Source organism: Bacillus songklensis (assembly GCF_042649685.1).
Taxonomy (GTDB): Bacteria; Bacillota; Bacilli; order Bacillales; family Bacillaceae_H; genus Bacillus_BA; species Bacillus_BA songklensis.
Genome location: NZ_JBHRZT010000073.1, coordinates 1 through 22,270, shown reverse-complemented (window position 1 = coordinate 22,270; position 22,270 = coordinate 1). Strand labels below are relative to the sequence as shown.

Annotated in this window: 20 protein-coding genes; 9 read left to right on the top strand and 11 right to left on the bottom strand. The window is 37.8% G+C overall.

Features of this window, described 5'->3' with window-relative positions; genetic code table 11:
* Positions 1-37 precede the first annotated feature (37 nt).
* A complete protein-coding gene (locus tag ACFOU2_RS23340) occupies positions 38-1,054 on the bottom strand; it encodes a YkvI family membrane protein (protein WP_377918731.1) in 1,017 nt (338 codons plus the stop codon).
* A 169-nt stretch (positions 1,055-1,223) separates the two neighbouring features.
* Between ACFOU2_RS23340 and yyaC the strand changes: the two genes are divergently transcribed.
* Positions 1,224-1,844 carry a spore protease YyaC gene (yyaC, locus tag ACFOU2_RS23335; protein WP_377918730.1) on the top strand — a complete coding sequence of 207 codons (621 nt, stop codon included), beginning with the start codon at positions 1,224-1,226 and terminating at the stop codon, positions 1,842-1,844.
* A gap of 38 nt (positions 1,845-1,882) precedes the next feature.
* On the opposite strand, the gene ACFOU2_RS23330 is transcribed toward yyaC, so the two are convergent.
* The 10 genes from ACFOU2_RS23330 to rpmH all read right to left on the bottom strand — a co-directional run bounded on the left by ACFOU2_RS23330 (position 1,883) and on the right by rpmH (position 11,162).
* Entirely contained in the window at positions 1,883-2,740 is an 858-nt protein-coding gene (locus tag ACFOU2_RS23330) for a ParB/RepB/Spo0J family partition protein (protein WP_377918729.1), read from the bottom strand.
* Positions 2,712-3,494 (bottom strand): ParA family protein, encoded by a 783-nt coding sequence (locus tag ACFOU2_RS23325; RefSeq protein ID WP_377918728.1) that lies wholly within the window; start codon positions 3,492-3,494, stop codon positions 2,712-2,714. Before ACFOU2_RS23325 ends, ACFOU2_RS23330 begins: the two co-directional genes overlap by 29 nt.
* 122 nt (positions 3,495-3,616) lie before the next feature.
* Positions 3,617-4,492, bottom strand: coding sequence for a nucleoid occlusion protein (noc, locus tag ACFOU2_RS23320; RefSeq protein ID WP_377918727.1), 876 nt, complete (start codon positions 4,490-4,492; stop codon positions 3,617-3,619).
* 175 nt (positions 4,493-4,667) lie between these two features.
* Positions 4,668-5,384 carry a 16S rRNA (guanine(527)-N(7))-methyltransferase RsmG gene (rsmG, locus tag ACFOU2_RS23315; protein WP_377918726.1) on the bottom strand — a complete coding sequence of 239 codons (717 nt, stop codon included), beginning with the start codon at positions 5,382-5,384 and terminating at the stop codon, positions 4,668-4,670.
* Positions 5,385-5,422: 38 nt separating this feature from the next.
* Positions 5,423-7,315: a tRNA uridine-5-carboxymethylaminomethyl(34) synthesis enzyme MnmG gene (gene mnmG, locus ACFOU2_RS23310; RefSeq protein ID WP_377918725.1), complete on the bottom strand. Its 1,893-nt coding sequence runs from the start codon at positions 7,313-7,315 to the stop codon at positions 5,423-5,425.
* Between the two features lie 14 nt (positions 7,316-7,329).
* Positions 7,330-8,718 (bottom strand): tRNA uridine-5-carboxymethylaminomethyl(34) synthesis GTPase MnmE, encoded by a 1,389-nt coding sequence (gene mnmE / locus ACFOU2_RS23305; protein ID WP_377918724.1) that lies wholly within the window; start codon positions 8,716-8,718, stop codon positions 7,330-7,332.
* A 349-nt stretch (positions 8,719-9,067) separates the two neighbouring features.
* Positions 9,068-9,691 (bottom strand): RNA-binding cell elongation regulator Jag/EloR, encoded by a 624-nt coding sequence (jag, locus tag ACFOU2_RS23300; protein ID WP_377918723.1) that lies wholly within the window; start codon positions 9,689-9,691, stop codon positions 9,068-9,070.
* Positions 9,688-10,461 carry a YidC family membrane integrase SpoIIIJ gene (gene spoIIIJ, locus ACFOU2_RS23295; protein ID WP_377918722.1) on the bottom strand — a complete coding sequence of 258 codons (774 nt, stop codon included), beginning with the start codon at positions 10,459-10,461 and terminating at the stop codon, positions 9,688-9,690. Before spoIIIJ ends, jag begins: the two co-directional genes overlap by 4 nt.
* Before the next feature lie 106 nt (positions 10,462-10,567).
* Positions 10,568-10,918: a ribonuclease P protein component gene (rnpA, locus tag ACFOU2_RS23290; protein WP_377918721.1), complete on the bottom strand. Its 351-nt coding sequence runs from the start codon at positions 10,916-10,918 to the stop codon at positions 10,568-10,570.
* Between the two features lie 109 nt (positions 10,919-11,027).
* Entirely contained in the window at positions 11,028-11,162 is a 135-nt protein-coding gene (gene rpmH / locus ACFOU2_RS23285; protein WP_028395838.1) for a 50S ribosomal protein L34, read from the bottom strand.
* A gap of 675 nt (positions 11,163-11,837) precedes the next feature.
* Between rpmH and dnaA the strand changes: the two genes are divergently transcribed.
* The 8 genes from dnaA to ACFOU2_RS23245 all read left to right on the top strand — a co-directional run bounded on the left by dnaA (position 11,838) and on the right by ACFOU2_RS23245 (position 21,969).
* Positions 11,838-13,178 (top strand): chromosomal replication initiator protein DnaA, encoded by a 1,341-nt coding sequence (gene dnaA / locus ACFOU2_RS23280; RefSeq protein WP_377918720.1) that lies wholly within the window; start codon positions 11,838-11,840, stop codon positions 13,176-13,178.
* Positions 13,179-13,375: 197 nt separating this feature from the next.
* Entirely contained in the window at positions 13,376-14,512 is a 1,137-nt protein-coding gene (gene dnaN / locus ACFOU2_RS23275; protein ID WP_377918719.1) for a DNA polymerase III subunit beta, read from the top strand.
* Between the two features lie 107 nt (positions 14,513-14,619).
* Positions 14,620-14,835 (top strand): S4 domain-containing protein YaaA, encoded by a 216-nt coding sequence (gene yaaA / locus ACFOU2_RS23270; protein ID WP_377918718.1) that lies wholly within the window; start codon positions 14,620-14,622, stop codon positions 14,833-14,835.
* A gap of 13 nt (positions 14,836-14,848) precedes the next feature.
* Positions 14,849-15,967 carry a DNA replication/repair protein RecF gene (recF, locus tag ACFOU2_RS23265; protein WP_377918717.1) on the top strand — a complete coding sequence of 373 codons (1,119 nt, stop codon included), beginning with the start codon at positions 14,849-14,851 and terminating at the stop codon, positions 15,965-15,967.
* A gap of 9 nt (positions 15,968-15,976) precedes the next feature.
* Positions 15,977-16,204 carry an extracellular matrix regulator RemB gene (remB, locus tag ACFOU2_RS23260; RefSeq protein WP_377918716.1) on the top strand — a complete coding sequence of 76 codons (228 nt, stop codon included), beginning with the start codon at positions 15,977-15,979 and terminating at the stop codon, positions 16,202-16,204.
* A gap of 51 nt (positions 16,205-16,255) precedes the next feature.
* Entirely contained in the window at positions 16,256-18,178 is a 1,923-nt protein-coding gene (gene gyrB / locus ACFOU2_RS23255) for a DNA topoisomerase (ATP-hydrolyzing) subunit B (protein WP_377918715.1), read from the top strand.
* 99 nt (positions 18,179-18,277) lie between these two features.
* The gene (gene gyrA / locus ACFOU2_RS23250; protein ID WP_377918714.1) at positions 18,278-20,764 is read left to right on the top strand and encodes a DNA gyrase subunit A; all 2,487 of its coding nucleotides are present in this window, start codon (positions 18,278-18,280) and stop codon (positions 20,762-20,764) included.
* A gap of 134 nt (positions 20,765-20,898) precedes the next feature.
* Complete coding sequence (locus ACFOU2_RS23245; protein WP_377918713.1) at positions 20,899-21,969, top strand: HD-GYP domain-containing protein; 1,071 nt, start codon at positions 20,899-20,901, stop codon at positions 21,967-21,969.
* The last annotated feature ends 301 nt before the right edge of the window (positions 21,970-22,270 follow it).

The following is a 22,270-nucleotide window of genomic DNA, read 5'->3' as shown; positions in this document are numbered from 1 at the left end:
ATCAAACTTGCTTTTTCATTTTAACAAGTTTTGATTGTCATTTGTAGCGATTCACAAAAGGATAAAGAAGGATGGCTGTCAGCAAATATAGATTTAATAATCCATAAATAGGATATAATATGGCAATCAGCTTGGAAAAACCAATATATGTGAATGGAATCATCAGCAGTAGAAGGAGGCAAGCCATCAGCCAGAGAGGGAGTCGATACTGCAGATAATTGATTCTTGTAACAATCCCCAACACTCCCGAAATAGCTGTAGTGTAAATCGCAATTAGCAATAAACAAGTCATCATAATCAACATTGTGTAAGGAAAATATTTCAAGATGGCAAAAAGAGGAATTTCATATAAAGGCAGCTCACGGGCTACTTGCATCAATGATTCGTTATAAATAAACGAAATTAGTCCAAGCAAGACTCCACTTCCAATGCTGGCAATTTTGATTTCTCTTTTGCTTTTAATTTCTCTTCCAATTGCAGCAATTACTGCTACAAGCGGCAGAATGTTCAAAGCTGTGAAAGTAAAAGCTGCCGGCCAGTTTGCCTGCGAAGTCCATTGCAAAGCCCAGGGCTTTCCATTTTGAAACATGAAAATGATTAAAATCGAAATAAGTCCCATAATTAAAAAGGGAATCACAATGGAATTTACTTGTATCATTCCTTTTATTCCTTTTACAAAGATTAATGCTACTAAAGCTGAAAAAACAGTGATCCCGAAACTATAAGGAATATGAAAAGTTTGCAACGTAGCTCCTCCCCCTGCAATCATCACGACTGTGGTAGTAAACAAATAGAAAAGAATGAGGATATCGTAAAGAAAAGACCATTTTTCCCCTATAAGGACCCGTAAGACAGGCTGAAAATGTTGTGTTTTTTGCTCATAGCTGATCATCATAATGACATAGCAAGCTACGGAAAAGATGATAGTAAATAATAAAATGGCTAGTCCGCTCTCTTCCCCAAAAAATTGCCATAACTCTCTCCCTGAAGCATATCCGGCTCCAATCATCGTCCCCATGATTAAAAACATCCACTTTAAACCCGACCGCCACATCTTAGCCCCTCCAATTTTTTTAACTAATAGAAAAACCTTTCTTAATTGCTTAGAAAAAACAAAGGCATTACCCGAAAGATTTAGTTGGGGTAAAGTTTTTCCAATAAGTGTGTATAGAAAATGTCTCTTCTTCGTATACTGTTACTACTATGTAAAAGAGGTGAACTCTATGAATCTAAAATCTTCTCTTTTAGACAACCAAAAACAAAACATAAGGGTATCCCTTGATAGCGAACAAGCTTCCCAGCTATTAAGCCGACACTTGATATCATTACTACCATCTTCTGTTCATAGACCAATCGTCATCGTTTGCATCGGTACAGACCGTTCAACCGGTGATTCTCTGGGACCCTTAGTAGGTACAAAACTTTCAGAACGAAACATTTCCCCTTTTCATGTATATGGGACATTAGAAGAACCTATTCATGCAGTGAATTTAAAAGATACTTTAAAGCAGATTTACCGTTTTCATCAAAACCCTTTTGTGATTGGTATTGATGCCTGTTTAGGGAAAATGAAAAACATTGGAACAGTTTCCATCGGAATGGGGCCGGTTAAGCCTGGAGCTGGTGTGAATAAAGATTTGCCCCCTGTAGGAGACATTCATATGACGGGAATTGTCAATGTAAGCGGGTTTATGGAGTTTTTTGTTCTTCAAAATACTCGTCTTTATTTAGTCATGAAGATGGCCGACTTAATTGCTGAAAGTATCATACAAGCCGGACAACTTTTCCCAAAAGAGGAGAAGACCCCTCCTTTGTTTTATCGTTTAGGAAAGTACAAAGCATAAAAAAATCTCTTCACTAAATTGTAAAGAGATTTTAGAGATTATTCATGTTTGGAAGGGATTGCTTGAAATAAATCCAACAATCGTTCTAAATCTTCTTTAGAGAAAAATTCAATTTCAATTTTCCCTTTTGTTTTGCTTTGTTTAATCGTCACGGATGTTCCAAAACTTTCACGTAAAACAGATTCCGTTTCCTTAATGAATATATCTTTTTCTTGCTTGTTCTTTGTTTCACGTGGAACATGATGATTCAACTGGGCAATATGCTGCTCTAGTTGACGAACATTCCATCCTTCTTTTAATGCTTTTTGGGCCACTGATGTGAGACCCTCTTTGTCCTTTAGGCTGAGTAGAGCACGTCCATGCCCCATAGATAATTGACTCTTGGAGATTAATTGTTGAATGGATTCAGGAAGATTCAACAAGCGCAAATGATTGGCAATATGAGGCCGACTTTTTCCCAGACGGGCAGCAAGCTGCTCTTGTGTAATATTTAACTGTTTAATCAGCATTTGATAAGCAAGAGCTTCCTCAATAGGTGTTAAGTCTTCTCTTTGTAAATTCTCCAATAAAGCAAGCTCCATCATTTGCTTCTCTGATAGATCCCTGACGATAATTGGAACGGTTTTTAATTTCGCTTCTTTTGCTGCGCGAAATCTTCTTTCTCCTACTACAATTTCATAGCCTTTAATACTTTTTCTTACAACGATTGGCTGTAAAATACCATGTTGGAGAATGGATTGTTTTAATTCTTCGATTGCTTCTTGGTTGAAAATTTTACGAGGTTGATATGGATTAGGTCTTAACTCTCGAATATCTATCTCTCGAACAGGTTCTTCTGTTTGTAATTCTAATCCTGCAAATAAAGCATTAATTCCCTTCCCTAATCCTTTCGCCACTATACATCACTTCCTTTGCAAGCTCCGTATAAACTTCAGCTCCACGAGATTTTGGATCATATAAAATAACAGGTTCTCCATGGCTAGGTGCTTCACTCAAACGAACATTTCTCGGAATAATCGTTTGATACACCCGATCTTGAAAATACTTCTTCACTTCCTGGATGACTTGCAGACCCAAATTGGTTCTCGCATCTAACATAGTTAATAATACACCTTCAATGCGCAAGTTGGAATTCAAATGTTTTTGAACAAGACGAATCGTATTAAGCAGCTGGCTTAATCCCTCTAAAGCGTAATATTCACACTGTACAGGAATAAGTACAGAGTCCGAAGCCGTTAAAGCATTAATAGTCAATAACCCTAGAGATGGAGGACAATCTATAACAATATAATCGAATTGATCCTTTACAATCTCTAATGCTCGTTTTAAACGCACTTCTCGAGACATGGTTGATACCAATTCAATTTCCGCTCCTGCCAACTGAATGGTGGCAGGAATAATTCCTAATCCTTCTACAGAAGTCGGGTATATCACCTCTTTTGTATCGATATCTTCTACAATGACATTATAAATACAAAAATCCACATCCGATTTAGAAATCCCTACACCGCTTGTAGCGTTCCCTTGAGGATCAGCATCCACTAATAATACCTTTTTTCCTTGATAAGCTAAACATGCCCCTAAGTTAACCGCCGTGGTAGTTTTTCCAACTCCACCTTTTTGATTGGCAATAGCGATGATTTTACCCACGGTGTCACCCACCCTCATTTTACATGAAATCTACTTCTCTCTATTTTATCATGAATTTTTAGAATTTTTTGTCTTATTATAAAAAACCTCACCATATTTTCAGATGAGGACAAAACTGTATACTATGATTTTTTAGGAACTTTAATTGTAATTTGGTAGTAATCTTCGAATTCTTCTTCTAAAGAATCCACTGAAATACCGCTGTCCGTTACCATTGATAACGATTGACGGATAGTGTTAAGGGCAATCCTTGCATCTTTACTAAGTGACTTTCTCTTTGGTCTAGGTTTTACGACCTGCTCTTCTAACAGCCTTGCTACCCTTTCCTCTGTTTGCTTTACATTAAGTTGTTTTTCAAGAATCTCCTGTAAAATCACTAGCTGCTTTTCTTCACTCTTTAAAGGAATCAGGGCACGAGCATGTCGTTCTGTAATTTGTTTTTGTTTAATTGACTCTTGAATCGGCTCAGGTAATTTCAACAAACGGAGCTTATTGGCAACGGTAGATTGCCCTTTACCTAATCGTTGCGCGAGTGCTTCTTGGGTTAAATTATGTAGTTCAATTAATTTGGCATAAGCGATTGCTTCTTCAATTGCGGTTAATTCTTCTCTTTGAAGATTTTCAATTAGGGCAACTGAAGCTGTTTCCGTATCATCTAGTTGTTTGACGATAGCCGGTATAGTCTTCCATTCCAGTGTTTGAACCGCACGCCATCTTCTTTCCCCGGCAATTAACTCATACAGACCATCTTCTATTTCTCTTACAACAATTGGTTGAATAATCCCGTGAGTTCGAATAGTAAGAGCCAGTTCTTGAATCTTATGTTCATTAAATACAGTACGCGGCTGATAGCGATTCGGTATAATACTCAAAACGGGTATTTGCTTCACTTCTTCTTTGATGACTTTCTCTTCTAATACTTCTACCTCTGGTTCTACCTCTGGTTCTACCTCGTTTTTTTCCTTTAAATTAAAAAAGCGTGAGAAAGCAGATTTCATAGTCCTACACCACCTTCAGGAAAATCCCACCATATTATTTCGATGTTTTTGCTTTATTTCCTGCTTTTTCATCTTAAGAAAATGAAAAGGAGACACCAATGTTCCACCTGAAACATTGGTGTATCATCTTCCTTTCTAAAAAGCATTAACCTCTCTCATCGATTGAAATTTCATTTTATTCAATCGGCATTTTTAAAGGTGTTCCCGGTTTACGGGGATATTTTTTAGGCGTTTTTTGTACCTTCTTAATCCCCATAATATGACGTTCACTTTTTTCAAGTGGTAGGTAAAATTGTTCTACCCATTGAAGTTCGCCGCCCAATAACTTCATTGATTTTTTGCCAGCTTCTAACTCTTCTAATGCAGAAGCCCCCTTCATGGCGATGAACATTCCTTTTTCTTTCACGAGCGGCAGGCAAAACTCGTTTAGAACCGAAATTCTCGCCACAGCTCTTGCCGTTACAACATCAAAACTTTCACGATAAGATGGATTTTTGCCGAATGTTTCCGCCCGGTCATGATATAAATGAACATTGTCTAACTTCAATTTATCTACCAAATGAGATAAGAACGTGATCCGTTTTTGAAGCGAATCTACGATGCTCACATGTAAATGAGGAAAGCAAATTTTTAAAGGAATACTCGGAAAACCGGCTCCCGCTCCCACATCACATATATGTTGAACTTTTGAAAAGTCAAAAAAGAATGAAGGAGAAACGGAATCAAAAAAGTGCTTCTCCAATACTTCTTCATAATCTGTGATGGCTGTTAGGTTCATCTTCTCGTTCCATTCCACCAATGTCCCATAATACACATCAAACTGTTCCATCTGCTTATCAGAAAGCTCGATTCCTTTCGCTTTAAGAAGCTTCATAAATTGTTCTTTATTCATTTGCAATCCCTTTCGTTGTCTCAGTTATTCCCAATTGATTAACCTGAAATTTTAGCGATACGCCCTTGTTCAATATATACAAGTAATATGGAAACATCCGCTGGATTGACACCCGAAATACGTGAAGCCTGAGCTACTGTAAGCGGGCGAACTTGCTTTAATTTTTGTTTTGCTTCTGTCGCTAACCCATTGATTGCATCATAATCAATGTTTTCCGGAATTTTCTTATCTTCAAGTTTCTTCAAGCGATCTACTTGCTGAAGTGACTTTTGAATATAGCCTTCATATTTAATTTGGATCTCTACTTGCTCTGCTACTTCCTTATCAACTTCGACTTCAGCCGGAGCTAATTGGTACACATGTTCATAGGTCATTTCAGGACGTTTCAACAAATCAAATGCACGAATACCGTCTTTCAATTCTGTTCCGCCCGCTTCGCGAATTAGTTGTTGTACTTCAGCAGTAGGTTTTATAATCACAGAATGTAGTCGCTGCTTTTCCTCCTCGATTTGCTCTTTTTTCGCTTGGAACCGAGCATAGCGTTCCTCCGAGATTAGACCTAGTTTATAACCAATATCAGTCAAGCGTAAATCAGCATTATCGTGACGTAGTAATAATCGGTATTCCGCTCTAGAAGTTAATAGACGATAAGGCTCATTTGTACCTTTCGTTACCAGATCATCAATGAGTACTCCTATATAAGCATCAGAACGGCCTAAGATCACTTCCTCTTTTCCAATGGCATTACATGCTGCATTGATACCTGCCATCAATCCTTGTCCTGCGGCTTCCTCATACCCGGATGTACCGTTAATTTGTCCTGCTGTATAAAGATTTTTGACAACCTTCGTTTCTAACGTCGGCCATAACTGAGTAGGCACAATGGCATCGTATTCAATCGCATAACCGGCACGCATCATTTGTACATTTTCAAGACCAGGAATAGTAGACAAGATTTTACGTTGAACATCCTCCGGCAGACTTGTGGACAGTCCTTGCACGTATACTTCTTCTGTATTACGGCCTTCCGGCTCCAAGAAAATTTGATGGCGAGGTTTATCATTAAAACGGACAATTTTGTCTTCAATAGACGGACAATAACGCGGACCCGTTCCTTTGATCATGCCCGAATACATTGGAGAAAGGTGCAAATTCTCATCAATGATTTGGTGTGTTTTCTCGCTTGTATATGTTAACCAACATGGAAGTTGATCTGTAATATACTTGGTTGTTTCATAAGAAAATGCTCGAGGAACGTCATCTCCGGGTTGGATTTCTGTTTTGCTGTAATCAATAGTATGACTATTTACACGAGGAGGCGTTCCTGTTTTAAAGCGTACTAAATCAAAACCAAGTTCTTGCAAATGTTCGGATAACTTAATGGACGGCTGTTGATTATTTGGACCGCTGGAATATTTTAATTGTCCTAAAATAATCTCACCACGCAAAAACGTTCCCGTTGTGATGACAACTGTTTTTGCTTCATATTTGGCTCCCGTTTGGGTGATAACCCCCTTACATACACCATCTTCTACTACAAGGCGTTCGACCATTCCTTGCATAAGAGTTAGATTTGCCTCATTTTCGAGTGTTTTTTTCATTTCATGTTGATATAAAAGTTTATCAGCTTGGGCGCGTAAAGCACGAACTGCCGGCCCCTTTCCAGTGTTTAACATTCTCATTTGGATATAGGTTTTGTCGATATTTTTGCCCATTTCCCCACCTAAAGCGTCGATTTCACGTACTACAATTCCTTTGGCGGGACCCCCTACTGAAGGGTTACAAGGCATAAATGCCACCATATCTAAATTAATGGTTAAAACTAGCGTTTTAGCTCCCATTCTTGCAGAAGCTAGAGCCGCTTCACAGCCCGCATGCCCAGCACCGATGACAATGACATCATAACTACCGGCATCATATTGATAAGCCATGAGTCTACCTCCTTTTATTTTCCTAAACAAAATTGCGAAAACAGCTGATCGATTAGACTTTCATGTACTGCTTCTCCGATAATTTCGCCAAGCAACTCCCATGTTCTTGTCAAGTCAATTTGCACAATATCAATGGGGACGCCATTTTCAATTCCTGATAACGCCTCTTCAATCGCTTGTTTGGCTTGAGTTAAGAGAGCGATATGACGGGTATTGGATACGTATGTTAAGTCTTGCGCTTCTACCGATCCTTCAAAGAATAACAAAGCAATCGCTTCTTCTAATTCATCGATTCCTCTCTCTTCCAACAGAGAAGTAGTGACAATCGGATGTTCTCCTGCGAGTTCTTTTACTCTCTCCATATCAATTGTTTGCGGAAGATCGGTTTTATTGACAATCACAATGAAATCCATTCCTTTGACAGCTTCGAATAACTGTTCGTCTTCCCTCGTTAAGTCATCATGATAATTTAAAACAAGTAAAATTAAATCCGCTTGCTTTAAGTATTGGCGGGAACGTTCCACCCCAATACGCTCAACGATGTCTTCCGTTTCCCTTATTCCTGCTGTATCAATTAATCGTAATGGTACGCCCCTTACATTCACATATTCTTCAATTACATCCCGAGTCGTTCCCGGTATGTCTGTGACAATGGCTTTTGTATCTTGTACGAGACTATTTAACAAAGATGATTTACCAACATTAGGTCTACCTACAATAACAGTTGCCAGTCCTTCACGTAAAATTTTCCCTTGATGAGAGGTTCGCAAAAGCTTTTCGATTTCGTCCCTTACTTTTGTCGCCTTTTCAATCAGCATACTATGTGTCATTTCTTCCACATCATCATATTCCGGGTAATCAATATTTACTTCTACGTGTGCTAACGTCTCTAAAATTTCCTGTCTTAACTTCCGGACAAGGTTAGACAAACGGCCTTCCATCTGATTGAGGGCAATGTTCATGGCTTTATCCGTTTTAGCTCGGATCAAGTCCATTACTGCCTCTGCCTGTGATAAGTCAATTCTTCCATTTAAAAAGGCCCGTTTTGTAAATTCACCAGGTTCCGCTAACCGTGCCCCATTGGCCAATACTAACTGTAACACTCGATTGACCGAGGCCATTCCGCCATGACAGTTAATCTCTACGACGTCTTCTCGTGTAAAAGTTTTAGGTCCTTTCATAAGGGAAACCATAACCTCTTCAATTGTCTGATTGGATTTTGGGTCAATAAGATGCCCGTAATGAATCGTATGTGAAGGGACTTCTAAAAGGCTCTTCCCTGACGGACTTTTAAAAATATGATCAGCGATTGAAATGGCTCTATCACCACTGAGACGAACGATTGCAATCGCTCCCTCTCCCATCGGAGTAGAAATCGCAGCAATTGTATCAAAATCTAACATATTTCTTTCACCTCTTTTCAAAAACATGTGCAAATTTATTAAAACGACAACGTTCTTTTTATGTTTTTTCCTTATTCATTATCGTTTACACTTTTCCATAAATGAAAACAAAAAATTGTTAGATATTCCTAACTTCTTAGCATACCATATTTTTTAAGTAAACAGAAGAAACAGATCACCCTGCCATTCTGCTCACTTCTTTACCGAAATGACAAAAGTTATTCACAGTTCCATCTTAAAACAGCAATCATTATTGTAACTTATCAACATGTGAATAACAATTATATTCTATTCTACTCTCTTAAGGAAAAAAGAATAGAAAAAAGCTCCAGGGAATGCCTGGAGCTTTTTAGCGGGAAATAGGTTCAATCACAATTCTTCGTTTAGGTCCTTCTTCAATAGATGCTGTCCGAACTAAAGGATGTTTTTTTAAGGTATGGTGAATAATTTTTCGTTCATGTGCAGGCATCGGTTCAAGAGTAACGCTTTTAGACGTTTTTGAAACTTGAACAGCCAGCTTTTTCGCCAAGTTTTCTAATGTTTCTTTGCGTCGATCGCGATACCCTTCCGGATTTAACGTAATATTTAAATACTGATTAGAATAACGATTTGCTACAAGCTGTGTTAAGAGCTGTAAAGCATTGATGGTTTGGCCTCTTTTCCCTATTAAGATCCCGATGTCATCTCCGCTCAAATAAAGATCACAATACTTTCCCCTTTTCGAGATTTCTACCTTCACTTGAACACCCATTTCATCAGCAACAGCCTTAAAGAAATTAGCAGCTTCTTCAGCAGGATTGATCACTTTCTCGATTTCCACAACAGCGGGACGCGATTTCCATAAGCCGAGAAATCCTCTCTTCCCTTCATCAATCACGTTAATATCGGCTTTCTCCCGCGAAATGTTTAACATATTTAATCCTTTTTTGATAGCTTCCTCTATATCATGACCTGTAGCTGTTACTTTGTTCACTTTTTCACTCCACCTACTTCATGAGCTGCCGTTTTTAATTCAGGACTTTTAATAAAGTAAGTTTGAGCAATCATGAAGATGTTCCCTACTACCCAGTACAAGGAAAGAGCCGCTGGGAAGTTGATAGCAAAGATAATAATCATAATCGGCATTAACCACAACATCATAGCCATTTGCGGATTTTGGTTTTCTGTACCAGCCATCATCATTTTTTGCTGAATAAAAGTGGTAGCTCCCGCAGCAAGCGGAAGAATGAAGTAAGGATCCGCTTCTCCTAAATCAAACCAAAGAAAGTTCTGGGTCGCAATCTCTTTTGTACGAGTGATGGCATGGAAAAATCCTATTAGAATGGGCATCTGAACCACTAACGGTAAGCAGCCTGCCAACGGATTTACCCCATGTTTTTGGAAGAGTTCCATCGTTTCTTGCTGTAATTTCTGCTGTGTTTTCGCGTCTTTTGAACCGTATTTTTCCCTTAGTCTTTGAAGTTCAGGTTGAAGCGCTTGCATGGACTTTGAACTTTTCGTTTGTTTAATCATTAGCGGTAAGATAAGCAAACGAACTAAGATGGTAACAATAATAATAGACAATCCATAACTATTCCCAAACAACTCAGCAACATAAACAATTAACATGGAAAGCGGATAGACGACATATTCATTCCAGACCCCTTTACTTTCAGGAGTAATCGGTTCATTTACTTGTGTACATCCCGCCATGAATGCGATGAGTAACACGAGTAACATCCCAAATAAGAATTTTCTCCTCATATGAACTCCTCTCTTTCTTCCAAATTGAAGACAATTTTATACAAAACCCATTTATAAGGATTAAATAAAAAACAATAGAAGTAGGAAAGAAACTCCTTTTCCTTATTCAATGAGCTGCTTTTTTCAGAACTTTCGCTTTACGCAAAGCATGCGCTAAGCTTTTTTTCACTTCTTCATATGACATATCAGCTGCCGGCATTCTTGCAATGACAATATAATCTTTTTTCTGATCAAGATCGTTAGAAAACTCGAAAATTACTTGTCGAATCAGACGTTTGACCCGATTTCTTGTCACAGCATTGCCAATTTTCTTGCCAACAGATAAACCAATCCGAAAATGTAACTGATCTGGTTTGTCCAATGCGTAAACAACAAATTGCCGATTGGCAAAAGATTTACCCTTTTTAAAGACAGCTTGGAACTCTTGATTTTTCTTTATACGATATTCTTTCTTCATCCCAACATCTCCTGTTCTTTTTCAGCACGTAGATAGAAAAGCTATGTAATAAGGAGGCGAACAAGACAGATTATATAGTTGAAAAAAAGACCACTGACGTTTCAGTGGCCTACGCTGATAATACTTTTCTTCCTTTACGACGACGACGTGCTAAAACTTTACGTCCGTTTGCAGTGCTCATACGGCTACGAAAACCGTGTACTTTACTGCGCTTACGTTTATTAGGTTGATAAGTGCGTTTCATCTATAAAACACCTCCCCGAGGAATATCTGAAAAAGACAGTCTTAAAAATTATAATGAAAAATCCGTGGTTATGTCAATCTAAATAACAAAAAAAGGCCAAATAACTATTGAACCCATGTTACACAATATCAGAATTCTCGTCTTTTTTCAAACCCTTTTTGGAAGTTTTTCTTTCCTTTTTTTCCTCTAAGCATCTCTTCTACAAACTAAATGTTGTTCATCTTTTTCAATATAAAATCGTCAAAACAAGCGGTTGTGGATAAGTTTTTTCGACTTTTTTCAAAATCCACAACTTTTATCGACAAATCATACACATTATCTTGTGTTGTGGAAAACTTTTCTACACAATTTGTAGTTCTTGTGGATAAGTTTTTAAATTTCATTGCAACTATTGATTTTCTTTGATATTATATTTTTGTTTTCACTCTTAACAACTTTTCCACAAAGCATCTTTATCCACAATTTGTGGATAAAATGTGGACATCATATTCACTTTGTTTATAAATACGATTCTATAAATTGTGGATACTGTCGAATAGTCGCATTTCTTCTATAATATATATTTATTCACATTTATACAATATTTTATTCATGGGATATTATTCATCGATAATTCGGCGTTGTACAAAAGTTGTACAAGCAACGATAAATATAGCTATGTAAGGAGGGATCGCATTGGAGAATATTTCGGATTTGTGGAATAAAGCCTTAGGTGAAATTGAAAAAAAGTTGAGTAAACCCAGTTTTGAAACATGGTTAAAATCAACAAAGGCTCATTCTCTTCAAGGGGATATGCTTATTATCACTGCTCCAAATGATTTTGCCAGAGATTGGCTAGAATCCAGATATTCTAATTTAATATCTGAAACCTTATATGACTTAACAGGTGAAGAGTTAGCAGTGAAATTTATTATTCCTCAAAATCAGGCTGAAGAAGAGTTTGAAATGCACACACCGAGAAAAAAGGTAAAAAAAGAAGAAGCAAATGAGCTCCCTCAAAATATGCTAAACCCAAAATATACATTCGACACGTTTGTGATTGGATCAGGAAATCGCTTCGCTCATGCAGCATCACTAGCTGTAGCGGAAGCTCCGGCAAAAGCATACAATCCTTTATTTATCTATGGTGGAGTCGGGTTAGGGAAAACGCACTTAATGCATGCCATTGGTCACTACGTGCTTGACCATAACCCTTCAGCTAAGGTCGTCTACTTGTCATCTGAAAAATTCACGAATGAGTTTATTAATTCTATCCGCGACAACAAAGCAGTTGAATTTAGAAATAAATACCGAAATGTCGATGTTCTTTTAATTGATGATATTCAATTTTTAGCCGGAAAAGAACAAACCCAAGAGGAATTTTTTCATACTTTCAATACACTTCACGAAGAAAGCAAACAGATTGTCATATCAAGTGACCGACCGCCAAAAGAAATCCCAACATTGGAAGATCGTCTTCGCTCCCGCTTTGAATGGGGGTTAATTACGGATATTACTCCTCCTGATCTGGAAACTCGTATCGCCATTTTGAGGAAAAAGGCCAAGGCTGACGGTTTGGTTATTCCAAATGAAGTGATGCTTTATATTGCCAATCAAATTGATTCCAATATTCGTGAGTTAGAGGGAGCTCTAATTCGCGTAGTGGCATATTCCTCACTTATTAATAAAGATATTAATGCCGATCTTGCTGCAGAAGCTTTAAAAGATATCATCCCAAGTTCCAAGCCAAGAGTGATTACCATCCATGACATTCAGCGAACAGTAGGCCAGCACTTTAATATTAAGTTGGAGGACTTCAAAGCTAAAAAACGTACAAAGTCCGTTGCTTTCCCTCGTCAGATTGCGATGTATTTATCACGAGAGCTAACTGATTGCTCTCTTCCCAAAATTGGTGAAGAGTTCGGGGGAAGGGATCATACAACCGTCATTCATGCTCACGAGAAAATCTCAAAACTTATTCAAACAGATAGCCAATTACAAAGACAAATCAAAGAAATCAGTGATTCTCTTCAGTGATTATAAAGTTTTTGGGATAATGTGAATAAATAAATTGATTTTATACACAGTCTATCCACATGTGGATAGACTGTGTTTTCAGGGTTCTAGTTAACTTATCCACATTTCCACAAGCCTTATTACTACTAATACTATTTTTTTATTATAAAATAATATAGTATCTCTCATTTAGAAGGTTAAATCAGGGAGGAACTTTCATGAAATTCACGATTCAAAAAGATTATTTAGTTCAAAGCGTTCAAGATGTTATGAAAGCCGTCTCTTCAAGAACTACTATTCCTATTTTGACCGGGATTAAAATGGTAGCTTCTGAAGAGGGAGTTACATTAACAGGGAGCGATTCTGATATTTCCATTGAATCTTTTATTCCAGCAGAAGATGAAGGAAAAGGGATTGTAGAGTTGGAAAGAAGAGGAAGTGTAGTACTTCCAGCTCGTTTCTTTAGCGAAATCGTTAAAAAACTTCCAAAGGAAACGGTACAGATAGAGGTGCAAAATCACTTTTTAACGGTGATCCGATCTGGTAAAGCTGAATTCAATCTTAACGGATTAGATGCAGAAGAATATCCACATTTACCACAAATTGAGGAAGAAAATATTTTTAAAATTCCTGCTGATCTTTTCAAGAACATGATTCGACAAACGGTATTTGCTGTGTCCACCTCAGAAACACGCCCCATCTTGACAGGTGTAAACTGGAGGGTTGAAGGAAAGCAATTAACCTGTATTGCCACGGACAGCCACCGACTTGCCCTAAGAAAGGCAACAGTTGAATTGGAAAATGATGCGCAGTACAATGTAGTCATTCCAGGGAAGAGCTTAAGCGAGTTCAGTAAAATCTTAGATGATTCAAATGATTTAGTAGATATCGTTATTACAGAAAATCAAGTTCTCTTTAAAACAAAACATCTTTTATTTTTCTCTCGTTTACTTGATGGGAATTACCCGGATACTTCACGCTTGATTCCAAATGAGAGCAAAACAGCTGTAACGTTGAACGTTAAAGAGTTTTTACAGGCTATTGACCGTGCCTCATTATTAGCACGTGAAGGCCGTAACAATGTAGTAAAGCTCTCAACTTTACCAGAAGGCGTTATCGAAGTTTCTTCTAACTCTCCTGAAATTGGGAAGGTTATTGAAGAAGTACAGAGTATATCCATAGAGGGAGAAGAATTAAAAATCTCATTTAGTGCAAAATATATGTTAGATGCGTTAAAAGCCTTAGAAGGATCTGAAATCACTGTTTACTTTACTGGGGCTATGAGACCGTTTGTGATTCGTACAGTTGAAGATGACTCCATGCTTCAGCTCATTTTACCTGTACGGACTTACTGATGAATATGCCGGAAAGCTACTAGCAAGGGTTCTAGTAGCTTTCTTTTCTTTAATCGTTTTATTTAGTAAAATATATAAGATACACGATTAGAAAGTGAGAGAAGAATATGCCAGAACAAATCCACATTTCTACCGAAACGATTACGTTAGGACAGTTTTTAAAGCTAGCAGATGTTATTCAAAGCGGCGGCATGGCGAAGTGGTTTTTAAGTGAACATGAGGTATACGTAAATGGTGAACCGGAAAACCGACGCGGCCGCAAATTAAAACCTAACGATGAAGTGTCTATTCCGAATGTAGGTTCATTTATTGTGGTAGGTTAAAGTTGGTGATTGTTTGTATATAAAAAATCTTGCATTAGTTAACTATCGTAATTATAAAAAAGCAGACATTACTTTTGAAAATAAAGTAAATGTCATCCTGGGTGAGAACGCCCAAGGAAAAACAAACATCATGGAATCGATCTTTGTGCTGTCTATGGCCAAGTCCCATCGGACATCCAACGATAAAGAACTCATTAATTGGGATGAGGAATATGCTAAGATTACAGGAGAGTTGGAGCGGAAAAGCGGGCCTTTCACATTAGAGTTGGTTGTTTCTAAAAAAGGGAAGAAAGCAAAACATAATTATATTGAACAGCAAAGATTAAGTCAGTATATTGGAGCCATGAATACAGTTATGTTTGCTCCAGAAGATTTGAATTTAGTAAAAGGCAGTCCTCAAGTAAGAAGACGTTTTATCGATATGGAAATCGGACAAGTCTCACCCATTTATATGCATGACTTAACACGCTATCAAAAGATTTTGCACCAACGCAATCAATATTTAAAGCAGCTTCAATTAAGAAAACAAACTGATCAATCTTTTTTAGACATTCTTACAATACAATTAAGTGAGACGGCAGCGAAAATCTTAAAAAAGAGGTTTGAATTCTTACAGCTTCTTCAACAATGGGCTGAACCCATCCACAATGGGATCAGCAGGGGACTGGAAACGTTAAAAATTGAGTATAAAAACTCAATAGATGTATCAGAAAATGAAGAGTTGTCGAAAATGATAGAAGCATACTACGAAAAATTTGATAAAATTAAAAATAGAGAAATTGATAGAGGAGTCACCCTGATTGGTCCTCACCGAGATGATTTGGCTTTTTACGTGAATGAGAAAGATGTCCAAACATTTGGTTCACAAGGACAGCAGCGGACGACAGCTTTGTCACTAAAGTTAGCGGAAATTGAACTTATTCACTCAGAAATCGGGGAATACCCCATTCTCTTACTAGATGACGTTCTATCAGAGTTGGATGATTACCGTCAATCTCATTTGTTGAATACGATTCAGGGGAAAGTCCAAACATTTGTGACGACGACTAATATTGATGGCATCGATCATGATACGTTAAAACAAGCAGCAACTTATCAAGTGGTGGCAGGAGAGATTAAAAAGATTAAATGAGGTGTAACATTGCTTATTTATATTGGAGATGATCTCATCGTTCAGCAAAGAGATATTGTGGCCATTCTGGATAAAGATGTGTTTGTGACTTCAGCAGAAAATCTCACTTCTCTCTCCTTATCAACGAATATCGATTTAAAGAACGTGAAATCAATCGTTGTAACAACCCATGATATTTACTATTCTCCTTTTGCTTCACAGACGCTTAAGAAGAGATTATATACATTCATGAGATAAGAAACCACTGTAAGTAGTTTTTAATAAAAAGTGTAGGTGATACAGTTGGCAATGGATCAAAAGGAAATACAAAATCCATCATATGAGGCAGAGCAAATTCAAGTTTTAGAAGGATTGGAAGCGGTTCGTAAGCGCCCAGGTATGTATATTGGGTCAACCAGTTCAAAAGGATTGCATCACCTCGTATGGGAAATTGTTGATAACAGTATTGACGAAGCATTGGCAGGCTATTGCGATGAGATCAATGTGAGTATCGAAGAAGATAACAGTATTACAGTAAAGGATAATGGTCGTGGTATCCCTGTAGGTATACAAGAAAAAATGGGCAGACCTGCGGTAGAAGTAATCATGACGGTTCTTCACGCCGGCGGTAAATTTGGCGGCGGCGGATACAAAGTATCGGGGGGGCTGCACGGTGTTGGTGCTTCCGTCGTTAACGCATTGTCTACTTTCTTAGAAGTATATGTTCACCGTGACGGTCATATCCATTATCAAAAATTTGAACGGGGTGTTCCTTGTGAGGATTTAAAAATAATTGGGGAAACAGAACAAACAGGAACAACTGTTCATTTTAAGCCGGATGGAGAGATTTTTACCGAAACGTTAGAATATGAATATGATATTCTGGCCAATCGCTTGCGGGAACTGGCTTTCTTGAACAAGGGAATCAAGATCACCATTAAGGATAAGCGTGTCGAAAATAAACAAAATGAGTATCACTATGAGGGTGGTATTAAATCTTATGTCGAACATTTAAATCGCTCTAAGGAAGTTGTTCATGAAGAGCCAATTTATATGGAGGGGGCAAGAGACGGTATCTCTGTTGAGATTGCGCTTCAGTATAACGACAGCTATACGAGCAATATCTACTCATTTGCTAATAACATTCATACGTACGAAGGTGGAACGCATGAAGCAGGATTTAAGACCGCATTGACGCGTGTAATCAATGATTATGCCCGCAAACATAATGTGTTTAAAGAAAGTGACGCCAATCTGACAGGGGAAGATGTACGTGAGGGCTTAACAGCTATCATTTCCATTAAACATCCTGATCCGCAGTTTGAAGGACAAACGAAAACAAAGCTGGGGAACAGTGAGGCACGTACAATTACAGATTCTGTTTTTGCTGAGCGATTTGAGAAGTTTTTACTTGAAAACCCTAATGTAGCCAAAAAGATTATTGATAAAGGTGTCATGGCCGCAAGAGCGCGTTTGGCAGCTAAAAAAGCAAGAGAGTTAACTCGCAGAAAAAGCGCATTAGAGATCTCGAGCTTACCTGGTAAACTAGCCGATTGTTCATCCAAAGATCCTTCCATTAGTGAGCTTTATGTAGTAGAGGGTGACTCTGCAGGAGGATCAGCAAAGCAAGGCCGTGATCGTCATTTCCAAGCCATTCTTCCTCTTCGTGGAAAAATCATCAATGTAGAGAAAGCCCGTTTAGATAAAATCTTATCAAATAATGAGATTCGGACTATTATTACGGCACTGGGCACGGGAATTGGCGAAGATTTTGATATTACAAAAGCCCGCTATCATAAAGTCGTTATTATGACAGACGCCGATGTAGACGGTGCTCATATCCGTACTCTATTATTAACATTCTTCTACCGTTATATGAGGGAGATTCTCGAGCATGGCTATATTTACATTGCCCAGCCTCCTCTCTATAAGATTTCACAAGGTAAACGAGTGGAATATGCCTATAATGACCGGCAGCTCGAGGAAATCTTGAGCACCTTCTCAGAAAACCAAAAGCCGGGTATCCAACGCTACAAAGGTTTAGGAGAAATGAATCCGGAGCAGCTTTGGGAAACAACGATGGACCCTGAGACACGCACTTTGCTTCAAGTTAATTTGCAGGATGCGATTGAAGCGGATGAAACGTTTGAAATTTTAATGGGCGATAAAGTAGAGCCAAGAAGAAATTTCATCGAGGAAAATGCTAAATATGTAAAAAATCTAGATATTTAACAGATAAATGCAGGATAGAAACATTCTATCCTGTCTTTACATATGTGAGTTTATTTTAACTTAATTCTAAAATGAACTTCGTAAAGGAGGTTCCCTGATATGGAAGAAAATAAAAATCCTCAAATTAAAGAAATAAATATTAGCCAAGAAATGAAATCGTCGTTTTTAGATTATGCGATGAGTGTTATTGTTTCTCGTGCTTTACCCGACGTGCGAGATGGTTTAAAACCTGTACACAGACGTATTTTATATGCCATGAATGATCTGGGAATGACAGCTGACAAACCATATAAAAAATCAGCGCGTATCGTTGGAGAGGTTATTGGTAAATACCATCCGCACGGTGATTCAGCTGTCTATGACACAATGGTACGTATGGCTCAAGACTTCAGTTATCGATATATGCTGGTGGACGGTCACGGAAACTTTGGATCTGTCGATGGGGATGCAGCAGCTGCTATGCGTTATACGGAAGCGAGAATGTCTAAAATCTCTATGGAACTATTAAGAGATATCAATAAAGACACGATTGATTATCAAGATAACTATGATGGATCAGAAAAAGAACCAGTCGTCCTGCCTTCTAGATTTCCGAACCTGCTTGTAAACGGTTCTTCAGGAATTGCCGTAGGGATGGCAACCAATATTCCTCCTCACCAATTAGGGGAAGTTATTGATGGGGTGTTGGCGGTTAGCCGAAACCCTGAGATCACAATCGCAGAATTAATGGAATACATTCCAGGTCCAGACTTTCCAACAGCAGGTCAGATCCTTGGGAGAAGCGGTATCCGTAAGGCATATGAAACAGGAAGAGGTTCTATTACTTTACGTGCAAAAGTAGAGATTGAGGAAAGAAACAATGGAAAACAGTCCATCATTGTGACAGAGCTTCCGTACCAGGTGAATAAAGCCAAATTGATTGAAAAGATTGCTGAACTTGTACGTGATAAGAAAATTGAAGGGATCACAGATTTGCGTGACGAATCAGACCGAAACGGGATGAGAATCGTTATTGAAGTTCGACGTGATGCAAATGCGAATGTTTTACTAAATAATCTTTATAAACAAACGGCCCTTCAAACAAGCTTCGGTATTAACACGTTAGCCCTTGTAGAAGGACAGCCAAAAGTATTGAACCTTAAGGAATGTTTGAAATACTATTTAGATCATCAAGTAGTTGTTATCCGTCGTCGTACAGAATTCGAACTCCGTAAAGCAGAAGCTCGAGCCCATATTTTAGAAGGTTTGCGTATTGCCTTAGATCACTTAGATGAAGTCATTACCCTTATCCGCAACTCTCAAACAACAGAAATGGCAAAAGAGGGATTGATGACGCAATTTTCACTGTCTGAAAAGCAAGCGCAGGCTATTCTCGACATGCGTCTTCAACGTCTAACGGGATTAGAACGCGAAAAGATTGAAGATGAATATCAATCGTTAGTGAAATTAATTGCTGAATTGAAAGCTATTTTAGCTGATGAGGAAAAAGTTCTTGAAATTATTCGTCAGGAACTTGAAGAGATTAAAGAAAAATTCAATGATGAAAGAAGAACAGAAATTGTAATGGGAGGAGTAGAAACAATTGAAGATGAGGACTTAATTCCTCGTCAAAATATTGTCATCACTCTAACCCATAATGGTTATATTAAAAGATTGCCTGTATCTACTTACCGCAGTCAGAAACGTGGCGGCCGAGGTATACAGGGGATGAATACACATGAAGATGATTTTGTTGAACAACTGCTAACAACATCCACCCATGATACAATTTTATTCTTTACGAATAAAGGTAAAGTATACCGTACAAAAGGATATGATATTCCAGAGTACAGCCGAACTGCTAAAGGACTTCCAATCATTAACTTGCTGGAAGTAGAAAAAGACGAATGGATAAATGCTATTATCCCGGTCGAGGTATTCGATGAAGATTCTTACCTTTTCTTTACAACCAAGAAGGGAATTTCAAAGAGAACTTCCTTATCCTCTTTTGAAAATATTCGTACAAGCGGGTTAATTGCTCTAGGTTTAAAAGAAGATGATGAGTTAATATCTGTAAGAATGACGGATGGAACGAAAGATATTCTCATCGGTACAAAACAGGGTATGCTTATCCGGTTCCCTGAAACAGACGTCCGTGCAATGGGCCGTACAGCAACAGGAGTAAAGGGAATTACATTGGGCGAAGATGACGAAGTAATAGGGATGGAGATTTCGGAAGAAGGGGAAGACATTTTGATTGTGACAAGAAATGGATACGGAAAACGAACTCCAATTTCTGAATATCGTCTGCAGTCACGTGGTGGAAAAGGATTAATAACATGTAACATAACAGAAAAAAATGGAGTGATTGTGGCTTTAAAATCTGTCACTTCTGATGATGACATCATGGTGATTACAGTAAATGGAGTATTGATTAGAGTATCGGCAAAAGAAGTCTCTCAAATGGGACGTAACACACAAGGAGTTAAACTGATTCGTTTAGATGAAAATGAATATGTGTCTACTGTAGCAAAGGTACAGCCGGAAGAGATTGAAGAAGGCGAACACGATGAGAAGGATGAACCAGATACAGTAGTGAAAGAATAAGACGAAAAGGAGTGCAATTTGCGCTCCTTTTTCTTGTAGCATTTTATGAATTAAAAATGAATTAGCGTTCCATATAGCCATTTGGTAAAATAAAGAATAGAAACTGGATGAATTTGTTTGTGGAGGGCGTCCCCTTGAAAGCGCGAGTAAATCAAATAAAAGAAGGATATATTTTATTAGAAGATGTCGTTGTAAATCGTAACCAGGTCATTATCCGTAAAAATACTGTTATTACAAATGAATTAATTCAAGTTCTCAAGGCTTATTTAGTAAAGGAAATAGAGGTTCAGGTAGCTAAGTTGGTTTCAGAACAAGAAGCATCTTCGGAAAAACAAGAGGTGTCCTTGAGAAGGGAGATGGATGGGTCCTTTATATCCCAGTATTTACAAGTAAGTGAACACTATAAAGAGATGTACTTAGATTGGGGAAGAGGAGCTATTATTCAAATCGGCCAAATCAGGGAAATTCTGTTACCTTTACTTGAAGGAGCCAACCACTATCTATACCAAATCTTTTCGCTTCATCATTACAGCACGAAAGAAGCGTATATATATCAACATCCAGTAGCGGTAAGTTTAATTGCTAATTTAATAGGCAGGAACATAGGGTTATCAAAAGGAGAATGCATTCAACTGGCGATAGCCGGCTTCTTGATTGATTGCGGAATGTGTAAAATCAATCCAAGCATTACACTAAAGAAGGGCACATTATCCAAAGATGAATATGAGGAAATTAAAAAACACCCCATTTACAGTTATCAAATGGTCAAAAACATCTCAACATTAAATCATGAAAGTAAACTAGCTATTTTGCAACATCACGAACGTATGGATGGAAGTGGCTATCCATTAAAGATCGGACAAGCTAAAATCCATACTTTCAGTCAAATCCTTGCAGTAGCTGATGTATACCATGCTATGACGTCAGAAAGAGTATACAGAAAGAAACAGTCTCCATTTAAAGTATTAGAGGAAATGACTCAAGATAGTTTTGGCAAATTTGATATACAATACGTACAGGCTCTTATAAAAGCAATTAGCAATTTTTCAGTAGGGACAAAAGTGAGGCTGACTAACAATGAGATAGGTGAAATTGTATTTATTAATCCTCAAAATCCCATTAGACCTTTAATTAAGATGGAAAATAATAATAACTTTGTTAATCTACTGCAACATGTGGATTTGTATATTGATGAAGTCATATAAAAACCATGTCTGTACATGGTTTTTATATGTTTATTTCACTTAATATAAAATTATTTTTAAAAAATATTGACTTTTTATCAAAATCTAGTATCATATTAAAAGTCAGCAACAGATAAACCGGTAGTTATAAACAAGGTAAAAAAGATGTTGACACATGGAGACATAAGTGATAATATAAAGAAGTCGCTTTGAGACAATGAAGTTCTTTGAAAACTGAACAAACAAACGTCAACGTTAATTCTTTTTATTAGAGTAAGGAACATCGACTAAGAACGTCACGTCCTGTGACAACGTCGATGTC